We start from the raw sequence: 21237 nt of genomic DNA, 5'->3' as shown, positions 1-21237 counted from the left end.
AGCCCCAAAACTCAAATTTTGTGTTTTTCTTTTATTGATTTTATTCACTTTTCTTCATTTTAGAATAAAACATATAGCATATTATCTTATAAGATATGGTATTTTACCTCTTCATTAAATAGTCAAAAAATAATAAATTTTTTTATTAATGGGAGCCCTATATTTCAAACGTTTTCGTTGATTTTCGTAGTGTTAATAGGGGTTTTCATGATAATTATCAGTTTTAATAGGAATTGATATAATTAATTTTGAGCATTGATAATAAGATAGATTTTACAAAAAGATTAATATAATATAACATGGAAGTAAAGCAATTTAAAAGCGGAGTTTGGACAAAACAAGTCAACGTTAGAGATTTTGTAATTAACAATGTTACACCTTACCACGGAACTCATGATTTTTTAGTTGGACCAAGTCAAAGAACTCAAAAATTATGGGACATCTGTAAACAAGCAACCAAAGAAGAAAGACAAAATAATGGTGTGCGTTCTGTAGATACCGAAACAATTTCTACCATTAGTGCGTTTGATGCTGGTTACATCGATAAGGAAAATGAGGTAATTGTTGGTCTTCAAACAGATGTGTTGTTAAAAAGAACTATGAAACCTTTTGGAGGCTTTAAAGTGGTTCAAAAGGCATTGTCTGAACAAGGTTTAGAGCCAAATGTAAATTTAACCAATTTGTTTTCTAAATATGTAAAAACGCATAACGATGGCGTTTTTGATGCGTATACTGCAGAAATTAAAAAGTTTCGTTCTTTAGGATTCTTAACAGGATTACCAGATAATTATGCAAGAGGAAGAATTATTGGTGATTATCGTCGTATTGCTCTATATGGAATCGATTTCTTAATACAATCTAAAAAAGCCGATCAAGCTAATATTACTGGCCCTATGAGTGATGCTGTTATTCGTTTACGCGAAGAAGTGGCAGAGCAAATTAAGGCTTTAAAAGAAATGATTGACTTAGGTAAAACATACGGATTAGATTTAAGTCGTCCAGCCGAAAATGCTCAAGAAGCTGTGCAATGGACGTATATGGCTTATCTTGCCGCTGTAAAATCTCAAGATGGTGCTGCTATGTCTTTAGGTAATGTATCTACGTTCTTAGATATTTATATTGAAAACGATTTACAAGAAGGCTTAATTACAGAAGTAGAAGCTCAAGAATATATCGATCAATTTGTAATGAAATTACGTATGGTTCGTCATTTACGAATGAGTGCATATGACGAAATTTTTGCAGGAGATCCAACGTGGGTAACAGAAGCTATTGGTGGCATGTTTTCAGATGGAAGAAGTAAAGTAACAAAAACATCATTCCGTTTCTTAAATACACTTTACAATTTAGGGGCATCACCAGAACCAAATATTACCATTCTTTGGTCTGATGCCTTACCACAAAACTTTAAAGATTATTGTGCTAAAGTAGCCATCGATACGTCTTCAATTCAGTTTGAAAATGATAATCTAATGCGCACAAATCGCGGATCTGATGATTATGGAATAGCTTGTTGTGTGTCTTACCAAGAATTAGGAAAATCTATTCAATTCTTTGGAGCTCGTACCAATCTGGCAAAAACATTATTATTAGCTTTAAACGCTGGTCGATGTGAATTTACAGGAACCGAAGTTGTTTCAGGAATTCCAGAATATACCGATGAGTATTTAGATTTCGATAAAGTAATGGCTAACTTTAAAATAGCCATGAAAGAAGTTGCTCGTGTGTATAACGATTCAATGAATATTATTCACTACATGCATGATAAATATTATTACGAAAAAGCCCAAATGGCTTTAATAGATACCAATCCAAGCATAAATATTGCTTACGGTATTGCAGGTTTGTCGATTGTTGCAGATTCTTTATCAGCTATTAAATATGCTAAAGTAAAACCAATACGAAATGAGGAAGGGTTGACAGTTGATTTTAAAATTGAAGGAGAGTTTCCTTGCTATGGTAATGACGACGACCGCGTTGATACACTTGCCGCTCAAGCCGTTGCCGATTTCAATAATGAATTAAAACAACTACCTGTTTATAAAAATGCAGAACCAACAATGTCTGTTTTAACAATTACATCAAACGTGTCTTATGGTAAGAAAACTGGAGCAACACCAGATGGTAGAGCTTATGGAGTGCCATTTGCACCAGGAGCAAACCCAATGCACGGACGAGATAAAAATGGTGCCATTGCATCTTTAAATTCAGTGTCTAAAATTAAGTATCAAGATTCTTTAGATGGAATTTCAAATACATTTTCAATTGTTCCTAAATCTTTAGGTGCTTCAGAAGAAGATAGAATCGAGAATCTTGCAACAACGTTAGACGGTTATTTCTCAAGAAATGCACAACATTTAAATGTGAATGTGCTTAACAAAGAAACCTTGTTAGATGCTATGGAACACCCAGAAGAATATCCACAATTAACCATTCGTGTGTCTGGTTATGCGGTTAACTTTGTACGTTTAACAAAAGAACAACAAATGGAAGTTATTACAAGATCGTTTCACGAGTCTATGTAATTAGATTTTATACACATTGAGGGTGTTAGAAAGTTATATAGTTTAATTTTTTAGCACCTTTAACTTTAAAAAAAATATAGCTATTAAAACCGAAGAACACATATTAAGAGTACATTCAATTGAATCCTTTGGAACGCATGACGGACCAGGAATTAGGATGGTAGTTTTTTTACAAGGGTGTAAATTGAAATGCTTGTATTGTCATAACCCAGATACCATAGAAACCTCGGGAGGTACCGAATATAACATTGAAGAGCTCGTGCAAATGGCACTAAAAATGAAACCGTATTTTGGACGACGAGGAGGTGTAACTGTTTCTGGAGGCGAGCCTTTGTTACAGTCTAAAGAATTAGTTCCGTTTTTTAAACGTTTAAAAGAGGAAGGTATTCACACGAATGTTGACACAAACGGGCGAATTTTAAATCATTTTACGGTTGAATTGCTTGACGATTATGCCGATTTGGTAATGCTAGATATTAAGCACATGACTGAAGATGGCTATGAAGCCTTAACAGGAATGCGCAACAAAGAAACCACGTTTACATTTGCAAAACACCGCGAAGCTTCAGGGAAAGCCATGTGGCTTCGTTATGTTTTAATTCCCGAAATTACTAACAACCCAGAGTTGTTGCATGCCATGGGAGACTATTTCAAAGATTATAAAACCATTGAAAAAATCGAAATTCAGCCATACCATAAATTAGGAATTCATAAATGGGAAGCTTTAGGTTGGGAATATCAGTTAAAAGATGCTCGTGAAAACACACCCGAAGAAATTAAGGCAGCTGCCGAAATTTTAAAAAACTATTTTAAAGAAGTTAAAATTAATTAGAAAGATGTTGTAAACGCAACACAAACGCATACGCATGAATACGCCTAACGAAGTAATAAAGATAGTAAACAAACTATCTCAAAATAAAAGTGAATACAAAGTAAGTAAAACATTAATTCTAGCTGTTTTGGCAGGTGCCTATATTGCTTTTGGAGGTTTATTGGCACATATTGTTGGCGGTGGTTCACCAGGTATTGCAGCCAGCAACCCTGGGATTGTTAAGTTTCTGTATGGAGCAACCTTCCCAATTGGTTTAATTCTCGTGGCTGTAGTAGGCGCGGAGCTTTTTACTGGTAATAATGCGTATTTTATTCCTAGTATAATAAACAAAAAATTAGGCGTTAGTAAAATGCTTAAAAATTGGGGGCTGGTCTACGTAGGGAATTTTATTGGGGCTGTTTTTGTCGCCTATGTGATTACACATTTAACACACATTGTAAGTGCCTCTCCTTTTAAGGAAGCCGTTTTTAGCGTTGCTGAAGGAAAAACTAGTCATACGTTTTTAGTTACCTTTATAAAAGGGATAGGCGCCAATTGGTTGGTTTGTTTAGCAGTTTGGCAGGGCATGGCAGCCAAGAACACAACAGGTAAAATATTTGCCATCTGGTGGCCTGTAATGGCTTTTGTGACCATGGGGTTTGAACATAGTATTGCCAATATGTTTTTCGTTCCATTAGCAATTTTTGAAGGTGCCGATATTACATGGGCAACCTTTATAATAAACAACCTTATTCCTGCTACATTAGGTAATATTGTAGGAGGAGCTCTTTTTGTAGGTTTACCTTACGGGTACTTATTTGGTCACGATAAGTAAAGTTAATGGTACTTTAATTCATATTTAAACCAATTACATATGTGATATGGCATATTAACGTTTTCTAAACACTCCTGAAAATAATAAACCACCTATAATTCCCATGAGTGTAAAGGCAACTTGTTCGTAAAGATTATCAGCAATGATAATAGATGAATTTAAAAAAGAGTTACTAAGTCCCATAAACGATTTACTACCTGGAACAAGCATGACAAGTCCTTGTGTTAAATACACTGTTTTTGGAGTTTTAGTAATTCTATTAAATAAATTACTAATAGCAACAGCAGCAATAGTTCCAATAAAGGTGCTAAATAATACGCCATATCCTGAAAATAATACGGTTAGAAAGAATACAGAAACTCCTGTTATTACACCAAAAAGCATATCTTTTTTACGAACTTGAAAAATGGCTAAAAGACTTACTGAAAACAATGGGATACCACAAAACATAATCCATCTAGGTAAATCAGATATATGAACTAATAGCTTAAAATCAATGATTGAAGCCATTAAAGCCAAACCAAGTAATACACCAAAAAATTGTTTGAATAATGAGATGATTGCATCAAATAGTTTGGCGCCTCCAGACACTAAATTTTTTGATGTAATTTCTTCTAAAGCAGTGGTTATTGCCAATCCGGGAATAAATACGATAATAGCCGATAAGATGGTAATCCCGACATTAAACTCGGGAAATATTAGATGTAATAAACTTGCGAAAACGGTAATTATAAATGAAATTAAGGATTCTAAAATGGTTTCTAAATAATTAGACTTACCAGACAAATAAACAAACGGATACGCAAGAGCACCCAATACTAAAGCAAAAACAAAAGAAATCCAATTGGTGCCAATCATTAAACTAAACGCTCCAGATGCAATGGCATACGAAATGGTTAAAATAAAATGATTTGTTTTTTTTGTTTCTGCATTAATTTTTTCTAATTCAGGAATAACTTCAGAGCTGTCAATTTCTTTTGAAATTACCTTATTTGTAACTTCATCAACACTAGATAGTCCTCCTAAATTTAAAACTCCAGGAGGAATGCATTCTATATAATTGTAGGTTTGTTCATCTTCATAAAACACATAATTTATCCATGTTGGCAAATCCATAAAAACACCATAAATACCTTGTGTTTTCGCCACTTTTGTTAAATAAGATTGTATTTTATACGAAGGTACACCGTATATATGCAATGCCTTACCTAATTCAATAATATGTTTATATTTTTCAGGAATTTTCATTGCAAATACGTCCCATTAATTCGGCTTTTTAAAAAGAAAAAATAAATATGTTTGGCTATTGTTTTTTAGCTAACCATTTTTTAGCATTCACAAAAGCTTCTAACCAAGGCGATACTTCGTCTTTTCTACCTTCTGGATAATGCGCCCAATTCCATTGAAACGTTGAACGTTCAATGTGAGGCATAGTTACTAAATGTCTACCTGTTTTATCGCATATCATAGCCGTGTTAAAGTCCGATCCATTTGGGTTATGCGGATATTTAGCATAGCTATATTTTGCAACAATATGATATTTGTCTTCTGAATATGGTAAACTAAACTTTCCTTCACCATGAGAAATCCAAACGCCAAGGGTTGAACCCGCAAGTGTAGAAAGCATCACTGAATTATTTTCTTGAATTTTTACAGATGTGAAGGCGCTTTCATGTTTATGTGAATCGTTATGAACCATTTTACCATGAATGTCGTGTTCCGGATTAATTAAATCTAGTTCCATCCATAATTGGCATCCATTACAAATTCCAACCGATAAAGTGTCTTCTCTTTTGAAGAAATTTTGAATCGCCTTATTTGCTTTTTCATTATATTTAATAGCACCAGCCCAACCTTTTGCAGATCCTAAAACGTCTGAATTACTAAAACCACCAACCGCACCTAAAAACTGAATATCTTCTAAGGTTTCACGACCCGAAATTAAATCGGTCATATGCACGTCTTTCACATCAAAACCTGCTAAATACATAGCGTTTGCCATTTCTCTCTCGGAGTTACTTCCTTTTTCACGTAAAATGGCTGCTTTAGGTCGTTTTTCATTCGGAACAGATTGCTTCACTGCGTTCTCGATGGCGTCTTCTAATTTTCCTGTAAAATGTTTTGGAAATTTATATTGTAGCGGTTGATTTTTATAGTTATTGTATCGCTCTCTAGCCAAACCATTTGCTGTTTGTTTTTGGTCTAATAAATACGACGTTTTATACCAAACATCGCGCAATCTTGAAACCGTCATGGTGAATACTTCTGTACCATTTATGATACTTAATACATCACTTTCGGTAACCTTTCCTATGTTGAAAAACTCAATATTTGCTTCGGAAAGTGTTTTTTCAATGGAATCATCTTTCGCCTGAATTACAATACCGGCATTTTCAGCAAATAATATTTTGAATGAATCTTTTTCAGCCAATGCAGAAAGATCTAATTTGGCTCCTAGATTCGTGTCAGCAAAACACATTTCAAGCAAGGTTGTAATTAATCCACCTGAAGCCACATCGTGACCCGCAATTATTTGTTCATTTCGTATTAATCCTTGAATGGTATTAAAAACGTTCTTAACGTATGCAGCATCTCGTACATTTGGTGTTTCGTTACCAATTTTATTTAAGATTTGCGCAAACGAACTACCACCTAATTTAAAATCATCTTGAGATATATTGATGTAGTAAATAGCTCCGCCAGTTTTCTTAAATACAGGCTCGACTACTTTAGAAATATCATTGCAATGTCCTGCTGCTGAAATAATTACAGTTCCTGGAGAAATCACATCGCCATCGGGATATTTTTGCTTCATAGAAAGCGAATCTTTTCCAGTTGGAACGTTGATACATAGATCGATAGCAAATTCTGAAACAGCTTGAACGGCTTCATACAAACGTGCATCTTCACCCTCATTTTTACAAGGCCACATCCAGTTGGCAGATAATGAAACCGATTTTAAATCATCTTTTAAAGGCGCCCACATAATATTGGTCAATGCCTCAGTAATCGAGTTTCGACTACCAGCAACCGGATCAATTAATCCTGAAATAGGCGAGTGCCCAATAGAGGTTGCAATACCTTCTTTTCCTTTATAATCTAGGGCCATAACCCCAACATTATTTAAAGGAATTTGTAACGGACCAACACATTGTTGTTTAGCAACTTTTCCGCCAACACAACGGTCAACCTTGTTTGTTAACCAATCTTTACAGGCAACTGCTTCAAGTTGTAAAACTTGCTCTAAATAGTCATGAAACTTATTGGTATTGTATTCTAAATCACTGTAATTTCGATTGACTGTTATGTCAGACATGATGGTTTTTGGAGAACTACCAAACATATCTTCCATGGCCATGTCCATAGGTTTATGGCCACTGGTTTTAGATTCAAACGTAAAACGGTTATCACCCGTAACATCACCAACGGTATACATTGGTGACCGTTCGCGTTCTGCGATACGTTGTAAAGTATCAATATGTTTTTCGGCAATCACTAATCCCATACGTTCCTGAGATTCGTTGCCTATAATTTCTTTATCAGAAAGCGTTGGATCTCCTACAGGAAGTGCGTCTAAATCGATATTTCCGCCAGTATCTTCAACCAATTCAGATAAACAATTTAAATGTCCGCCTGCCCCATGATCGTGTATCGACACAATAAAATTTTCGTCACTTTCAACCATACCACGAACGGCATTGGCAGCACGTTTTTGCATTTCTGGGTTAGAACGTTGCACCGCGTTTAACTCGATGCCCGAAGCAAAGGCTCCAGTATCTGCAGAAGAAACCGCAGCGCCACCCATACCAATACGATAATTTTCGCCACCAAGAATAACAATTTTATCTCCCGTTTGTGGTTTGTCTTTTAAAGCTTGGTCTTTTTTACCATAACCAATACCACCAGCTTGCATAATCACTTTATCGAAACCAAGTTTACGCTGAGACCCTTCGACTGAGCTCAGGGTGACATCATTATGTTCATCGTGTTCAAACGTTAAAACCGATCCGCAAATAAGCGGTTGTCCAAATTTATTTCCAAAGTCTGAAGCGCCGTTGGATGCTTTTATTAAAATATCCATGGGCGTTTGATACAACCATTTTCGTTCTGGAAATGCTTTTTCCCAAGGCCTTTCTTTTTCTAAACGAGAATAAGATGTCATATAAACTGCGGTTCCCGCAAGTGGTAAAGATCCTTTTCCTCCGGCTAATCTGTCTCTAATTTCTCCACCCGAACCCGTAGCTGCACCGTTAAAAGGTTCTACCGTTGTTGGGAAATTATGTGTTTCCGCTTTAAGTGAAATAACCGATTCAAAATCTTTTGTTTGGTAGTAATCTGGTTTATCGGCAGTTTTAGGAGCAAATTGCTCTACAACAGGTCCATCTATAAACGCCACATTATCTTTATATGCTGAAATAATGGAATTCGGATGTTGTTTCGAAGTTTCTTTAATTAATTTGAATAACGAGGTTGGTTTTTCAACGCCATCAATTACAAACATGCCATTGAAAATTTTATGACGACAGTGTTCTGAGTTTACTTGCGAAAATCCAAACACTTCAGAATCAGTTAGAGGACGGCCTATTTTTTTTGAAACACCTTCTAAATAAGCAACTTCTTCATCACTCAATGATAACCCTTCTTGTTGGTTATAAGTTGCAATATCTTCAATATTAAGAATAGGTTCAGGCTGAATATTTATGATAAACGATTTCTGATTTAAACCACTAAATTTCTCTGAAATCATAGGGTCGAAATCCTTAAAATCTTCAGAAATGGCATGAAACTCTTCAATACGAATAATGTCTGAAACACCCATATTTTGAGTAATTTCGACAGCATTGGTGCTCCAAGGAGTTATCATGGCAGCGCGCGGACCAACAAAAAAAGCATCGATTGATGCTTGCTCTATTTTGGGTTGGTTACCAAATAACCAAACTAATTTGGATATGGTTTCGGTTGATAATTCTTTTGTTGTTTGAACAGCAAAAATCTTACTGTTTGCGTTTCCAAAGAAATGAATCATTTTAGATGTTTTATGGTTGTGTTTTCAAAATGCAAAAATACACTTTTTTGTGCATTATGCTTTTCTTTTTTAGTTAAACCATTAGCTGTTATTAACAGTATTTTCAACAATATTAAGAGAAGTGTTTTTTAAGAATTGTTGAAACAGCGCTATGATAAGACCGCCCAAATAAATTTAAATGCACTAACAAATAATATAACTGATACACCTCAATTCGCGTAGGTGTATATCTGTCTTCGGGTAAAATGCTATGGTAACTTTTATAAAAAGCATTCCCGAAACCTCCAAATAGTTTAGTCATAGCAATATCAACTTCATGATGACCAAAATACAGAGCGGGATCGATAAGGTAAGGATCGCCTTTTGTTGATATCAGATAATTGCCACTCCATAAGTCGCCATGTAAAAGCGATGGTTTTATATTCTCAAATAAATTATTTAGGTTTTCTTGAATTTTAGATTCTGAAGGACATTCAGCGTCCGACAAATGACCTGATTGTTTTGCCAATTCCAGTTGAGGTAGCAAGCGTTCATTTTTGTAAAACTCCAACCAAGATTGATAGGTTTTGTTCCTTTGTTTTAAACTACCGATAAAGTTATCTTCGTCTAAGCCAAAACAATTTTTAGTAACTTGGTGTAATTCAGCTAATTTTGCGCCAAAGGTTTTAAAATCGATGTTTGAGGGCGATTTACTTACAATATATTCTAAAATCAAGAATGAATGGTTGTCAAAACGGTCGTAACAAATTATCTGAGGCGTTTTAATCGTTTTTGTGTTTTCAATACGCTTCAACGCATTGGCTTCGGCTTGAAACATGTTAAAAGCACTTTCAGAAGTATTTACTTTTAATAAAAAGATATGATGAGGTGTTTTAAGTTTATAAGCTTGCGAAATATCACCTCCCGAAACAGGGTTTAGGCTCGTAATAGTTTTGTTTAATAAACCGGAAATATAGTTTTGAAACCGTGCATTCATACTATAAAAATAAAAAAGACCATCGAAATAGATGGCCTTGGTATGTATAAGTTTTTAAAACTATTGTGTTCGTTCTAAAAGCGCCATATAAAACCCATCAAAACCAGATTTGTGAGAGAGCACTTTGTTGTCTTTTACTAAAGAGAAATTTGCTCCAGCTTCCGATTTTAAAAATGTATTTACTTGCTTTTGGTTTTCAGAAGGCAACACAGAACAGGTTGCATACACTAATTGACCTCCAGCTTTGACCATTCTAGAATATTGTTGTAAAATCTCTTGTTGAGTGATTTTTATTTTATCAATAAAATCGGGTTGAAGTTTCCATTTAGCATCGGGGTTTCTTCTTAAAACACCTAAGCCAGAACAAGGCGCATCAATCAGCACCCGGTCTGCTTTATCATAAAGTTTCTTAATAACTTTAGTCGATTCAATAGCCCTTGTTTCAATGTTATGAGCTCCGTTTCTTTTCGCACGGCGTTTTAATTCATTTAGTTTATTGCCATAAATATCCATAGCAATTATTTGCCCTTTATTTTCCATTAATGATGCTATGTGAAGTGTTTTTCCACCGGCTCCGGCACAAGCATCAACGACACGCATACCTGGTTTTACATCTAAAAATTCGGCAACTAATTGTGATGAGGCATCTTGTACTTCAAAAAAACCATTTTTAAATGCTTCAGTTTGAAACACATTCGCACGTTCTTTTAATTTTAACGCATTCGGGTAATCAGGTAAAAAATCAGTTTCAATATCTAAATCAAAAAGTTCAGCTTGAAGTTTTTCTTTAGTTGTTTTTAAGGTGTTTACTCTTAAAATAACATCGGCTTGCTCGTTTAAAGCAGCTATTTCTTTGGTCCAAACATCTTTGCCCAGTTCTTTTTCACCCAGCTCATCCATCCAATCGGGAATCGATTCTTTGAGTTTTCTAATTTTAGATAATTCATCAAAACGACCTTTTATTTTTCGTGTAGGTGTTTTTTCAAAATACGACCAATCGGGTAATTTTATTCCTTTTAAGGTTGCCCAAACAGCAAACATGCGCCAAAGATTATCTCTATCGAAAGGCTCTTTAACTTCAGCAATTTCAGCATACAAGCGTTTCCAACGAACAATATCATAAGTGGTTTCGGCAACAAAAGCTCTGTCTCGAGCGCCCCATCGTTTGTCACGTTTTAAAAGTTGTTGAATAACTTTATCGGCATAGTTTCCTTCATTAAAAATTAAGGTTAATCCATCAATAACCGAAAAGCATAAATTTCTGTGTAATCGCATCTTGTATAAATAAGTGTGCAAAGTTACATTTAATTCATTAATTCAAAGGTTTTGTAACTTAAATGAATCTGATATTTTTGTAAATTAGTTAACTAATTCAAATTAAAAAATATTCTACAAATATTACTAGTAAAGTTTTAAACCCTATAAAATGACAAAGATAACTTGTTTTGGAGAAGTGTTATGGGATGTGTTTCCTACTCATAAAAAAATTGGTGGAGCGCCTTTAAATGTAGCAACAAGGTTAAAGTCTTTTGATAATGAAGTGTCAATGATCAGCCGTATAGGAGATGATAAAAAAGGAAATAAAATCATTGATTTTTTTTATAAAAATCAGGTAAATACAGATGGTATTCAATTGGATTACACCTATAAAACAGGTAAAGTAAAAGTGATGCTTAATGAAAAAGGATCTGCTTCATACGATATAAAATACCCAAGTGCGTGGGATAAAATTGAATTAACCGATGTTGCAAAATTAATAGTAAAATCGTCTGATGCTTTTGTTTTTGGAAGCTTAGTAGCTAGAGACGATAAGTCAAGAGAAACACTTTACAATTTATTACCATTAGCAAAATATAAAATTTTTGATGTAAATTTAAGAGAACCCTATTATACTCAAGAAGTTCTTATCCATTTAATGAATCAAGCTGATTTTATAAAGTTTAACGATGAAGAAATTCTTGAAATTGCAAACTATTTAGATTCAAAATCTCAATCATTAGAGCAGAATATTCGTTTTATTTCTGAAAAAACAAATACAAAATCAATTTGTGTTACTAAAGGAAGCCATGGAGCAGTTCTGTTTCATAATGATAAATTTTATAACAATAGTGGTTACCAAGTTGTTGTTAAAGACACTGTTGGTGCAGGCGATTCGTTTTTGGCAAGTTTAACAGATAGGCTTTTAAAAAACGCTTCACCACAAGAAGCTGTAAATTTTGCTTGTGCTGTTGGAGCTCTTGTTGCAAGTTGTGAAGGGGCTAATCCTATAATTACAGATGCTCAAATTAAAAATTTAATGAATCCTTGTTGATTTAAAGTAATAAGAAATTAACAGATAAATTCTGTGCTGTTAATTAACAACTAAAGCTTCATGTTTATGTCATGAAGCTTTTCTATTTTTATACAAATTTAAATCTTATGAAGACTCGCTTATTTCTTTTGCTTTTAGTTTCTTGTTTCGGTTGTAAACAAGCGGTTACAATAACGCCTAGAAATTTTACATCAGTAGAAATAAAACCGCTTTATACAGATTCCTTCTTAAGCATTCGAGCAATAGATATCTTAGATGATGAAAGTTTAGCTTTTGCGGCTAATAATGGTGCTTTTGGACTTTATAATCCAATGAAAGATAGCTGGATGATTTCAAAACAAAAGTTTGACAGTTTGAATTTACACTTTAGAGCAGTTGCTCATACGGCAACAGATTTTTTTATGTTAAGTATTGAAAGTCCAGCCCTATTATTTAAAACAGGCGATACAGGACGAATGCAATTAGTTTATAGAGAAGATGGTGTAGGTGTTTTTTATGATGCTATGACGTTTTGGAATAATCAAGAAGGTATTGCCGTTGGTGATAGTGTAGGTGGATGTTTATTAATTATTATTACCAGAGATGGAGGTAAAACATGGAAGAAAATGTCATGTAACGATTTACCTGAAGCTGAAGATGGTGAAGGAGCTTTTGCGGCAAGTAATACAAACATTAAAACGATAGGCGATAAAACCTGGATTGCAACAACAAGTGGCACTATTTACTATTCTGAAAATAAAGGAATCTCATGGAAAGTTATTAAAACACCTATAGTTCATGAGAAAAACACTGAAGGAATTTATTCAATTGATTTTTATGATGACTTGAATGGTTTTGCGATTGGTGGCGATTATACCAACCCTGATGATAATGTAGCTAATAAAATTAAAACTACAGATGGAGGCAAAACATGGCAAATAGTAGCAAAAAGTCAAGAACCTGGTTATAGAAGTTGTGTGCAGTACATACCAAATAGAGAAGGGAAGGAGTTAGTTGTAGTAGGGTTTAAAGGAATAGACTTTTCTAATGATTCGGGCATTACTTGGAAACATTTAAGTGATGAAGGATTTTATACTATTAGGTTTTTAAATGATAGCGTTGCTTATGCAGCCGGTAAAGGAAGAGTTTCAAAAATACAATTCAAGTAAAAAAAACAGGAGCCATTGGCTCCTGTTTTTTTTAATCTTTAGCATTCCTCATGCCTCGCCTATTTTTAAACTCTTCAAATATTTTGTGTTTAAAATCATCTTCAACTTTATTGAGTAGAATTATTTTTTTGGGAGAAATTACTTTTAGTAAGTCATTCACGTAATTCTCTTTTAAAGTATACTTTTTCTTTTCAATAACACGAATTTCATTCAGCAAAGCTTCAGCATCTTTATCAGTTATATTTTGAAAATCAATATTTTTTCTTTTTTCATATGATTGACGTCTAAGCCTCATGTATTCTTCTTCAAAACTATTGTAAACGGGCCAAAAAGCTTGTGCTTCCTTTTCTGTTAAATTTAGTTTTTCAGTTATAAATGCAATTTTTAAGGTTTTTATTTTATCTCTATTATCTTGTGAAAAGGAAACTAGATAAAAACCTAAAACAAAGATTATAGTTAATATTTTTTTCATAGTTCTAGTATTGAGTTACTTATTTAGTTTGAAATTATATCTTCAATTTCTGAATTTTCAAAAACATAATCTTCTAATGATTCTTCTTGGAAATTTAATTCAATAGAATCAAAATCATCTAAATCTTCATTAGTTAACAGTGATGCCATATCGGTTGTTTGAAAATCTTCATTTAAAAGATAGTTTTCAATGCTGACGGTTTCAATATTATCTAAAGTTAAAGTGTTTTTTTGTGTATAAAACACATTAAACATAAGTATTAAACTTGCAGCAATAGCAGTTGCGTAAGCAGCTTTTTTCCATGTGAATAATTTAATTACTTTAGGTTTGTTGTCTTTTTTAACAGCTTCAGTTATATAGGAATCTAATGACTTAAAATAGTCTTCAGGAACTTTAAAACCAGTATTTTTTGAAGTCTCTTTGAGTTTTAATTCACTTAAAAGCATGTCTTCAAAGTTCTCAAAGTAATCTTTAGGGACTTTAAAACCTGTTTTATTCATATTATTTAAACTATTTGTTTTCATTGTATATATAGGACTAGTTTTTTGTGTAAAAGTTTAATTGTTAGTTAAATACTGTTCAATTTTTTTTACTGCAATATGGTAAGATGCTTTTAGAGCACCTTCACTTGTCTCTAAAATATCTGACAGATCCTTAAATTTTAAATTCTCAAAATATTTCATATTAAATACCAATTGTTGCTTTTGAGGCAATTTAGCAATGGCTTGTTGTAATTTTAATTGAATTGCATCTCCTTCAAAATAGACATCAGTTGTTAATTTTTCTATAGCCCTTTGTTGCAAATCTTCATTTGAAACTTGTAAATGCTTTGCTTTTTTATTTAAAAATGAAATAGCTTCGTTAGTTGCTATTCTGTACATCCATGAAAACAACTTGCTTTCTCCTTTAAATGAATTAATGTTTTTATAAACCTTTATAAAGGTATTTTGCAATACGTCATCTGCATCGTCATGCGTCTTAACAATATTGCGTATATGCCAGTATAATCGCTCCTTATAAAGAGAGACTAATTCTTTAAAGGCAAGATCAATATTTTTATTAGATTTAAGTTGTTCTACTAATTGATATTCAGGAGTCACAAGCGCCATTTAATTATTAGACTATTCAAGATACTAAAAGTTTAATACCCAATTGATATTATTTTTAATTTTGATGAAAAACACAAAAACATAATTATTTGATAAACAATTAAATAGATTTAAAATAATCGACGAAAGGTAAAATAAAAACGATTAAATACATTTTTTCTTGTGGGATAGATTTTTTTAATATACTTTTACAGTATTAAAACCTACTTATGTTCTTTGTTTGCCCCAAATCTTACGATGAACAAAAAAAAGGATAGAAGCCCAAATCTCTATCCTTTTTTATTTTTATATGTTCTAGTGAATGGAAAGTCATCCTAAATTCTGCATGTCCACCAGTTTTTTATACATACCATTTTTGGCAATAAGCTCATTGTGAGTACCTTTTTCAGCTATTGATCCTTTTTGAAGTACAATAATTTCATCGGCATTTTGAATAGTAGAAAGTCTGTGAGCGATAACAATGGAGGTTCTATTCTTCATCATATTTTCTAAAGCAACTTGAACAAGACGCTCGCTTTCTGTATCAAGGGCAGAAGTAGCTTCGTCTAATATCATAATAGGAGGGCCTTTAAGAACTGCTCTCGCAATACTTAATCGCTGTTTTTGACCACCGGAAAGTTTGTTTCCAGAATCCCCTATATTGGTTTCTATACCTTCTGGTAAGTCTTTAACAAACTCCCATGCATTTGCCACTTTTAAAGCATCTATAACATCTTCATCAGTAGCGTGTTCATCACCCAATTTAAGGTTGTTTTTGATGCTGTCATTAAACAAAATAGCATCTTGTGTAACAATACCTAACTGACTTCGTAAAGATTTTGTAGTGAAGTCTCTAATGTCGGTTCCATCAATTAAAATCTGACCCTTATTAATGTCATAAAATCGAGTTATTAGATTTGCAATGGTAGATTTTCCACTTCCTGATTGTCCAACAAGGGCAACGGTTTTTCCTTTAGGAATGGTTAAAGAAAAATCTTTTAAAACAAACTCTTTTTCATATTTAAATGAAATATTTTTAAATTCTATGTTAGAATCAAATCCAGTTTTAACAATAGCATTGTCTTTATCTTTTAAAGGGTTTGGCGTATCTATAATTTCTTGTATTCTCTCTGCTGCTGCATTTCCTTGTTTGATATTATAGAGCCCTCTTGAAATTGCTTTAGCAGGAGTTAATATATAATAAGCTAAGCCCATATATACTAAAAAAGAACTTCCATCTAAACCACCAGAGGTTCCTTCTTTTAAAACTAATTGACCTCCATACCATAATAAAACAGCTATTGCTAAAATACCTGTAACTTCACTAGCTGGAGACGCCAAATTTTGTCGATTCATTAATTTATTTGAATAACCATAAAAACGAGTTGAAGATTCCTCAAATTTATCATTGAATTTTTCTTCTGCATTAAAACCTTTTATTATTCTTAAACCTGTTAAGGTTTCTTCTAGAATTGTTAAAATAGTTCCTTGTTCAGTTTGAACACGATCTGATTTTCTTTTTAGGCTTTTGCCGATTCTAGAAATAATTAAACCAGTAATGGGAATAAAAATAAAAACAAATAAGGTAAGACTAGGACTTAAGTAGAGCATAGCTATTATAGTAAATATAATAGTTAAAGGCTCCCTAATAATAAGCTCTAAAACGGGTAGCATTGAGTATTGAAGTGTTGAAACATCATTTGTAACACGAGCCATAATATCACCTTTCTTTTGCTCAGAAAAATAGGAAAGAGGTAATTCTACAGTTTTTTTATAAACAGCATTTCTTAAATCCCGGACAACACCGTTTCGTAGAAAAACCATGAAATAATTGGCTAAGTAACCAAACAAGTTTTTTAATAAAAAAGCAATAATAATTAACCCTACAACAAAAATAAGAGCTTTGGATTTGTCTCCACCTGTAAATTCATGCATTTGGAATGACAAGTAATTTTCAGCATAATCACCTAATTTTGACAAACCTTTATAAACGGGTTTTACAAGTTGAGTTTGTTCTTTCTGTTTAAAAATAACGTCTAGCATAGGTTTTAATGCTATCATTGAAAGCGTACTAAATAAAGCAAAAAACACATTTGAAATAATGTGTCCTAAAGCAAATTTTTTATAAGGCTTCGCATATTTTAAAACATTTATAAATTGATTCATTTACTATAGCTATTTTTATTAATATGCTCTAAACGAAAACGACTATAGGTAATTCGTTTAGAGCATATTTAAATTAGAATTTATTTTTATGCCAGTTTCATATCTTGAACAATAGCATCAATTTTTTGTTCCAATTTTTGTTCCGTTGTTTTGAACGCTGACACATTGTCTAATTTAGTATTGACACTGATATAGAATTTTATCTTAGGCTCTGTTCCGCTTGGTCTTAAAGCTACTTTACTTCCATCTTCAGTATAATAAATAAGTACGTTTGATTTTGGAATGTCAATAGTTTCTTCTTTGCCCGTAATCATGTTTTTAGTTATTGATAGTTGGTAGTCTTCAACTTTAACAACTTTAGAACCATTAACTACAGTTAGAGGATTTTCTCTTGCATCAACCATCATTTGTTTTATTTCTTCAGCACCTTCAATACCCTTTTTAGTAAGTGATATTAAGCGTTCTTTATAAAATCCATGAGTTACATAAAGTTTTATAAGTTCCTCAAAAAACGAACTGCCTTTAGCTTTAGCTTGAGCAGCCACTTCGCAAGCCAATAAGGTTGAGGTAACGGCATCTTTATCTCTAACAAAATCACCTACCATAAAGCCGAAACTTTCTTCGCCACCACCAATAAAATCTAGATTTTTAAAATCGTGTATTAGTTTGGCAATCCATTTAAACCCGGTTAAAACAATTTTACTTTCAACGTTATAGGCATCACCAAGAACAGACATCATTGGTGTAGAAACAATAGTAGAGGCTATAAATTCATTTCCAGTTATTTTACCTTCATGTTGCCATTGCTTAAGTAAAAAGTCAGTCATCATAAGCATGGTTTGATTACCATTAAGCAATTGCAATTTGTTTTCAGAATTACGAACAGCAACCCCCAATCTATCACAATCAGGATCGGTACCAATAACAATATCAGCATTTACTTTGTCTGCTAATTCTAAAGCCATTTTTAAAGCTGCAGGTTCCTCTGGGTTTGGAGAAGCAACCGTTGGAAAATCACCATTAGGTACTTCTTGTTCTTTAACAATATGAACGTTTTTGTAACCAGCTCTTTTCAGTGTTTCAGGAACTAAAGTAATTGAAGTTCCGTGTAAGGAAGTGAATACAATAGTTAAGTTATCTTTTGCTGATTGATTAGTGTTAAAGCTTCCTTTTTCAACGGAGGCATTAATAAAAACATCATCAACATCTTTTCCTATATAATGAATTAAGGAGTCGTTTGCGTCAAATTTTATATTTGAATAAGGCGTTTCATTTATTTTATTTACAATTTCTGTGTCTTGAGGCGGAACTAACTGACCACCATCTTGCCAATAAACTTTATATCCATTATATTCTGGCGGGTTGTGTGATGCTGTTAATACAATACCACAATGGCAGTTTAAATATTTTAAGGCAAATGAAAGCTCTGGTGTAGGACGCAAATCTTCAAACAAAAAGACTTCAATTCCGTTTGCTGAAAATACATCGGCAACAACTTTGGCTAATGTTTTACTGTTGTGCCTACAATCGTATGCGATAGCCACCTTTGGTGTTTCATCAGGGAAATACTCAAGCATATACTCACTTAAACCCTGAGTACTTCTACCCAACGTATATTTATTTATTCTATTGGTACCAATTCCCATAACACCCCGCATTCCTCCAGTTCCAAATTCTAAGTCTTTATAAAAACTTTCCTTTAAACCTTCAGGATTTAAAGCAATGGTTTCTTTTATTTGGTCTTGAGTTTCTTTGTCAAAAGCAGGAGTTAACCAAGCATTAACACGTTCTAAAAGTTCCGGTTCAATATGTGTCATAATATATTTTATATAAATTGTCTATAAAAATAAACAAATGGAAGAAATAATTTTAATAAGCTACTTGCTTAATTGAAATTAAATGTAACCATTTTGAAAGATTAATTAAAATTTAATTCTGTTTTTACTGAGTATCGTTTTCTGTCTGATTTAGATCGTAAAATAATTTCTCCTAAAAATCCAGCAACGAAAAACTGTGTGCCTATAATCATGGTAGATAAAGCAATATAAAATTGAGGCCGTTGTGTTATTAAGCGTCCGTTTGGATGCAAAAAAAGTTTATCAATACCTAAATATAAAGCAAATCCAAAACCTATAGCAAACATAATAACTCCCCAAGTGCCAAATAAATGCATTGGACGTTTGCCAAAGCGTGATAAAAACCAAATAGTTATGAGGTCTAAAAATCCATTTATAAAACGGTCCATGCCAAATTTGGTCTCGCCATATTTTCTGGCTTGGTGTTTAACCACTTTTTCACTTATTTTATTAAAACCTGCATTTTTTGACAACACAGGAATATAACGATGCATTTCACCATTAACATCTATGTTTTTAACAACCTCTAATCGATAGGCTTTAAGCCCACAATTAAAGTCGTGTAGTTTAACACCAGATGTTTTTCTAGCAGCCCAGTTAAATAATTTAGAAGGTAAGTTTTTTGACAATATAGAATCATACCGTTTCTTTTTCCAGCCAGAAACCAAATCAAGTCCGTCATTTATAATCATATTGTAAAGTTCTGGAATTTCCTCTGGATTGTCTTGTAAATCCGCATCCATAGTAATAACAACATCTCCTTGCGCTTTTTCAAAGCCAGCATGAAGAGCTTGTGATTTTCCGAAATTTTTAAGAAAGCGAATCCCTTTTATTTGGTTGTCTTTGGAGGATAATGTTGTGATGACCTCCCATGATTTATCCGTACTGCCATCATCAATAAAAATAATCTCATAAGAAAAATGATTGGATTGCATAACTTTAGCAATCCAATCATGTAATTCTGTTAATGATTCTTGTTCGTTAAGTAGTGGTATGACTACAGATATGTTCATTTAGTTTTTCTCAATAATTGAAGTTTCAAAAATACTGAAAAAAAATAAGCTTTTATTGTTGTTCGCGTTTCATTATTAATCCACCAATTAGTGAGTAGATTAAACCAAAAATAGCACTAAAGGCGATAAATATAGCTGATCCAACAAATGGATTCGTTAATACTTCTCGAACAGAGGCAGATTTCTCAATCATTTCTTCTGTTAAAGCGCCACTTTCCAATTGTCTATCCATTTCAGCTTTCATAACTTGTTGTGTAAATTCTGGATCGATTACATAATTAAATAGTAAATTGTAAACAGTAAATACTAATGCACTAATAACAGCCGTGGCTAACCCTATTTTAATGGCATCACTTAGCGATAACAAATTGCCTTGCGTTTTTTTATATTGATTAATGGCATAAAAAATAGTTAAGGGGAATATGGCGTAATAGATATACATAGGCCATTGAGTACCTTCTAACTGCATGCCTGTTACATACATTAAAACTGTTAAAACAATTAAAATAAGCCCTAAAATAAGTCCATAATTTCTGGAAAATTTACCAGCTGAAATTTTTTCTGATTCCATGATGTTATTGGTTTAAAATATTAGTTAATTAGTTAGTAAACAAAGATAACAAAACGTTACATAAAGAGGTAAAATAAAAATTACAAAAAAGTGTTGTTCATTTATAAAAAAAACTTAAATTTGCACTTCCAAAATTGAAACGAATAAAAGTATTTAGCGATGAGAAAAGGTATACATCCAGAAAATTATAGAGTAGTAGCATTTAAAGATATGTCTAACGATGATGTGTTTTTAACTAAATCTACTGCCAACACAAATGAAACGATTGAAGTTGATGGTGTTGAATATCCACTAATTAAAATGGAGATTTCAAGAACATCTCATCCATATTACACTGGTAAATCTAAACTAGTAGATACTGCTGGTCGTATCGATAAGTTTAAAAATAAATATGCTAAGTTTAAAAAGTAAATTTAGTAATAATCATAGTTTTAAAAGC

General features: G+C 32.9%; 17 protein-coding genes. 6 read left to right on the top strand and 11 right to left on the bottom strand.

The window, feature by feature from the left end; translation table 11 throughout:
- Positions 1–299: 299 nt before the first annotated feature.
- The 3 genes from pflB (at position 300) to G5V56_RS10975 (ending at position 4171) form a co-directional block, all read left to right on the top strand.
- On the top strand, positions 300–2525 hold the full coding sequence (gene pflB, locus G5V56_RS10985; protein WP_166964890.1) for a formate C-acetyltransferase: 2226 nt from the start codon (positions 300–302) through the stop codon (positions 2523–2525).
- Between the two features lie 76 nt (positions 2526–2601).
- On the top strand, positions 2602–3357 hold the full coding sequence (pflA, locus tag G5V56_RS10980) for a pyruvate formate-lyase-activating protein (RefSeq protein WP_317166429.1): 756 nt from the start codon (positions 2602–2604) through the stop codon (positions 3355–3357).
- Between the two features lie 34 nt (positions 3358–3391).
- Positions 3392–4171, top strand: a complete 780-nt coding sequence (locus G5V56_RS10975) for a formate/nitrite transporter family protein (RefSeq protein ID WP_166964888.1) — start codon at positions 3392–3394, stop codon at positions 4169–4171.
- Between the two features lie 54 nt (positions 4172–4225).
- On the opposite strand, the gene G5V56_RS10970 is transcribed toward G5V56_RS10975, so the two are convergent.
- The 4 genes from G5V56_RS10970 to G5V56_RS10955 all read right to left on the bottom strand — a co-directional run bounded on the left by G5V56_RS10970 (position 4226) and on the right by G5V56_RS10955 (position 11448).
- On the bottom strand, positions 4226–5419 hold the full coding sequence (locus tag G5V56_RS10970; protein ID WP_166964886.1) for a threonine/serine exporter family protein: 1194 nt from the start codon (positions 5417–5419) through the stop codon (positions 4226–4228).
- A 55-nt stretch (positions 5420–5474) separates the two neighbouring features.
- Positions 5475–9197, bottom strand: coding sequence for a phosphoribosylformylglycinamidine synthase (purL, locus tag G5V56_RS10965; RefSeq protein ID WP_166964884.1), 3723 nt, complete (start codon positions 9195–9197; stop codon positions 5475–5477).
- 112 nt (positions 9198–9309) lie between these two features.
- Complete coding sequence (locus G5V56_RS10960; RefSeq protein ID WP_166964882.1) at positions 9310–10173, bottom strand: fructosamine kinase family protein; 864 nt, start codon at positions 10171–10173, stop codon at positions 9310–9312.
- 60 nt (positions 10174–10233) lie between these two features.
- Complete coding sequence (locus G5V56_RS10955; protein WP_166964880.1) at positions 10234–11448, bottom strand: RsmB/NOP family class I SAM-dependent RNA methyltransferase; 1215 nt, start codon at positions 11446–11448, stop codon at positions 10234–10236.
- A gap of 151 nt (positions 11449–11599) precedes the next feature.
- Between G5V56_RS10955 and G5V56_RS10950 the strand changes: the two genes are divergently transcribed.
- Both G5V56_RS10950 and G5V56_RS10945 read left to right on the top strand, forming a co-directional pair.
- Entirely contained in the window at positions 11600–12484 is an 885-nt protein-coding gene (locus tag G5V56_RS10950; RefSeq protein ID WP_166964878.1) for a carbohydrate kinase family protein, read from the top strand.
- A gap of 107 nt (positions 12485–12591) precedes the next feature.
- On the top strand, positions 12592–13632 hold the full coding sequence (locus tag G5V56_RS10945; protein WP_166964876.1) for a WD40/YVTN/BNR-like repeat-containing protein: 1041 nt from the start codon (positions 12592–12594) through the stop codon (positions 13630–13632).
- 31 nt (positions 13633–13663) lie between these two features.
- On the opposite strand, the gene G5V56_RS10940 is transcribed toward G5V56_RS10945, so the two are convergent.
- From G5V56_RS10940 to G5V56_RS10910, 7 genes are all read right to left on the bottom strand, one after another.
- Entirely contained in the window at positions 13664–14104 is a 441-nt protein-coding gene (locus tag G5V56_RS10940; RefSeq protein WP_166964874.1) for a hypothetical protein, read from the bottom strand.
- Between the two features lie 23 nt (positions 14105–14127).
- The gene (locus G5V56_RS10935; RefSeq protein WP_166964872.1) at positions 14128–14628 is read right to left on the bottom strand and encodes a hypothetical protein; all 501 of its coding nucleotides are present in this window, start codon (positions 14626–14628) and stop codon (positions 14128–14130) included.
- Between the two features lie 33 nt (positions 14629–14661).
- Positions 14662–15213, bottom strand: coding sequence for an RNA polymerase sigma factor (locus G5V56_RS10930; protein WP_166964870.1), 552 nt, complete (start codon positions 15211–15213; stop codon positions 14662–14664).
- Between the two features lie 309 nt (positions 15214–15522).
- A complete protein-coding gene (locus tag G5V56_RS10925) occupies positions 15523–17358 on the bottom strand; it encodes an ABC transporter ATP-binding protein (RefSeq protein WP_166964868.1) in 1836 nt (611 codons plus the stop codon).
- A gap of 86 nt (positions 17359–17444) precedes the next feature.
- Positions 17445–19175, bottom strand: coding sequence for a phospho-sugar mutase (locus G5V56_RS10920; protein ID WP_166964866.1), 1731 nt, complete (start codon positions 19173–19175; stop codon positions 17445–17447).
- 101 nt (positions 19176–19276) lie between these two features.
- Positions 19277–20227, bottom strand: a complete 951-nt coding sequence (locus G5V56_RS10915) for a glycosyltransferase family 2 protein (protein ID WP_166964864.1) — start codon at positions 20225–20227, stop codon at positions 19277–19279.
- A 52-nt stretch (positions 20228–20279) separates the two neighbouring features.
- Positions 20280–20798: a DUF4199 domain-containing protein gene (locus tag G5V56_RS10910; RefSeq protein WP_166964862.1), complete on the bottom strand. Its 519-nt coding sequence runs from the start codon at positions 20796–20798 to the stop codon at positions 20280–20282.
- Positions 20799–20957: 159 nt separating this feature from the next.
- Here G5V56_RS10910 and G5V56_RS10905 point away from each other — a divergent pair, with 159 nt between their 5' ends.
- Complete coding sequence (locus G5V56_RS10905) at positions 20958–21209, top strand: type B 50S ribosomal protein L31 (protein ID WP_166964860.1); 252 nt, start codon at positions 20958–20960, stop codon at positions 21207–21209.
- The last annotated feature ends 28 nt before the right edge of the window (positions 21210–21237 follow it).

Source organism: Yeosuana marina, from assembly GCF_011762485.1.
Classification (GTDB): Bacteria; Bacteroidota; Bacteroidia; order Flavobacteriales; family Flavobacteriaceae; genus Yeosuana; species Yeosuana marina.
The sequence above is the reverse complement of the archived record's forward strand: the minus strand, read 5'-3'. Positions and strand labels throughout refer to the sequence as shown.

Bases quoted from the DNA above. Each gene is read 5' to 3' on its own strand.
- pflB (WP_166964890.1), top strand. From the start codon at position 300: ATGGAAGTAAAGCAATTTAAAAGCGGAGTTTGGACAAAACAAGTCAAC.
- G5V56_RS10975 (WP_166964888.1), top strand. From the start codon at position 3,392: ATGAATACGCCTAACGAAGTAATAAAGATAGTAAACAAACTATCTCAA.
- G5V56_RS10970 (WP_166964886.1), bottom strand. From the start codon at position 5,419: ATGAAAATTCCTGAAAAATATAAACATATTATTGAATTAGGTAAGGCA.
- purL (WP_166964884.1), bottom strand. From the start codon at position 9,197: ATGATTCATTTCTTTGGAAACGCAAACAGTAAGATTTTTGCTGTTCAA.
- G5V56_RS10960 (WP_166964882.1), bottom strand. From the start codon at position 10,173: ATGAATGCACGGTTTCAAAACTATATTTCCGGTTTATTAAACAAAACT.
- G5V56_RS10955 (WP_166964880.1), bottom strand. From the start codon at position 11,448: ATGCGATTACACAGAAATTTATGCTTTTCGGTTATTGATGGATTAACC.
- G5V56_RS10950 (WP_166964878.1), top strand. From the start codon at position 11,600: ATGACAAAGATAACTTGTTTTGGAGAAGTGTTATGGGATGTGTTTCCT.
- G5V56_RS10945 (WP_166964876.1), top strand. From the start codon at position 12,592: ATGAAGACTCGCTTATTTCTTTTGCTTTTAGTTTCTTGTTTCGGTTGT.
- G5V56_RS10940 (WP_166964874.1), bottom strand. From the start codon at position 14,104: ATGAAAAAAATATTAACTATAATCTTTGTTTTAGGTTTTTATCTAGTT.
- G5V56_RS10935 (WP_166964872.1), bottom strand. From the start codon at position 14,628: ATGAAAACAAATAGTTTAAATAATATGAATAAAACAGGTTTTAAAGTC.
- G5V56_RS10930 (WP_166964870.1), bottom strand. From the start codon at position 15,213: ATGGCGCTTGTGACTCCTGAATATCAATTAGTAGAACAACTTAAATCT.
- G5V56_RS10925 (WP_166964868.1), bottom strand. From the start codon at position 17,358: ATGAATCAATTTATAAATGTTTTAAAATATGCGAAGCCTTATAAAAAA.
- G5V56_RS10920 (WP_166964866.1), bottom strand. From the start codon at position 19,175: ATGACACATATTGAACCGGAACTTTTAGAACGTGTTAATGCTTGGTTA.
- G5V56_RS10915 (WP_166964864.1), bottom strand. From the start codon at position 20,227: ATGAACATATCTGTAGTCATACCACTACTTAACGAACAAGAATCATTA.
- G5V56_RS10910 (WP_166964862.1), bottom strand. From the start codon at position 20,798: ATGGAATCAGAAAAAATTTCAGCTGGTAAATTTTCCAGAAATTATGGA.
- G5V56_RS10905 (WP_166964860.1), top strand. From the start codon at position 20,958: ATGAGAAAAGGTATACATCCAGAAAATTATAGAGTAGTAGCATTTAAA.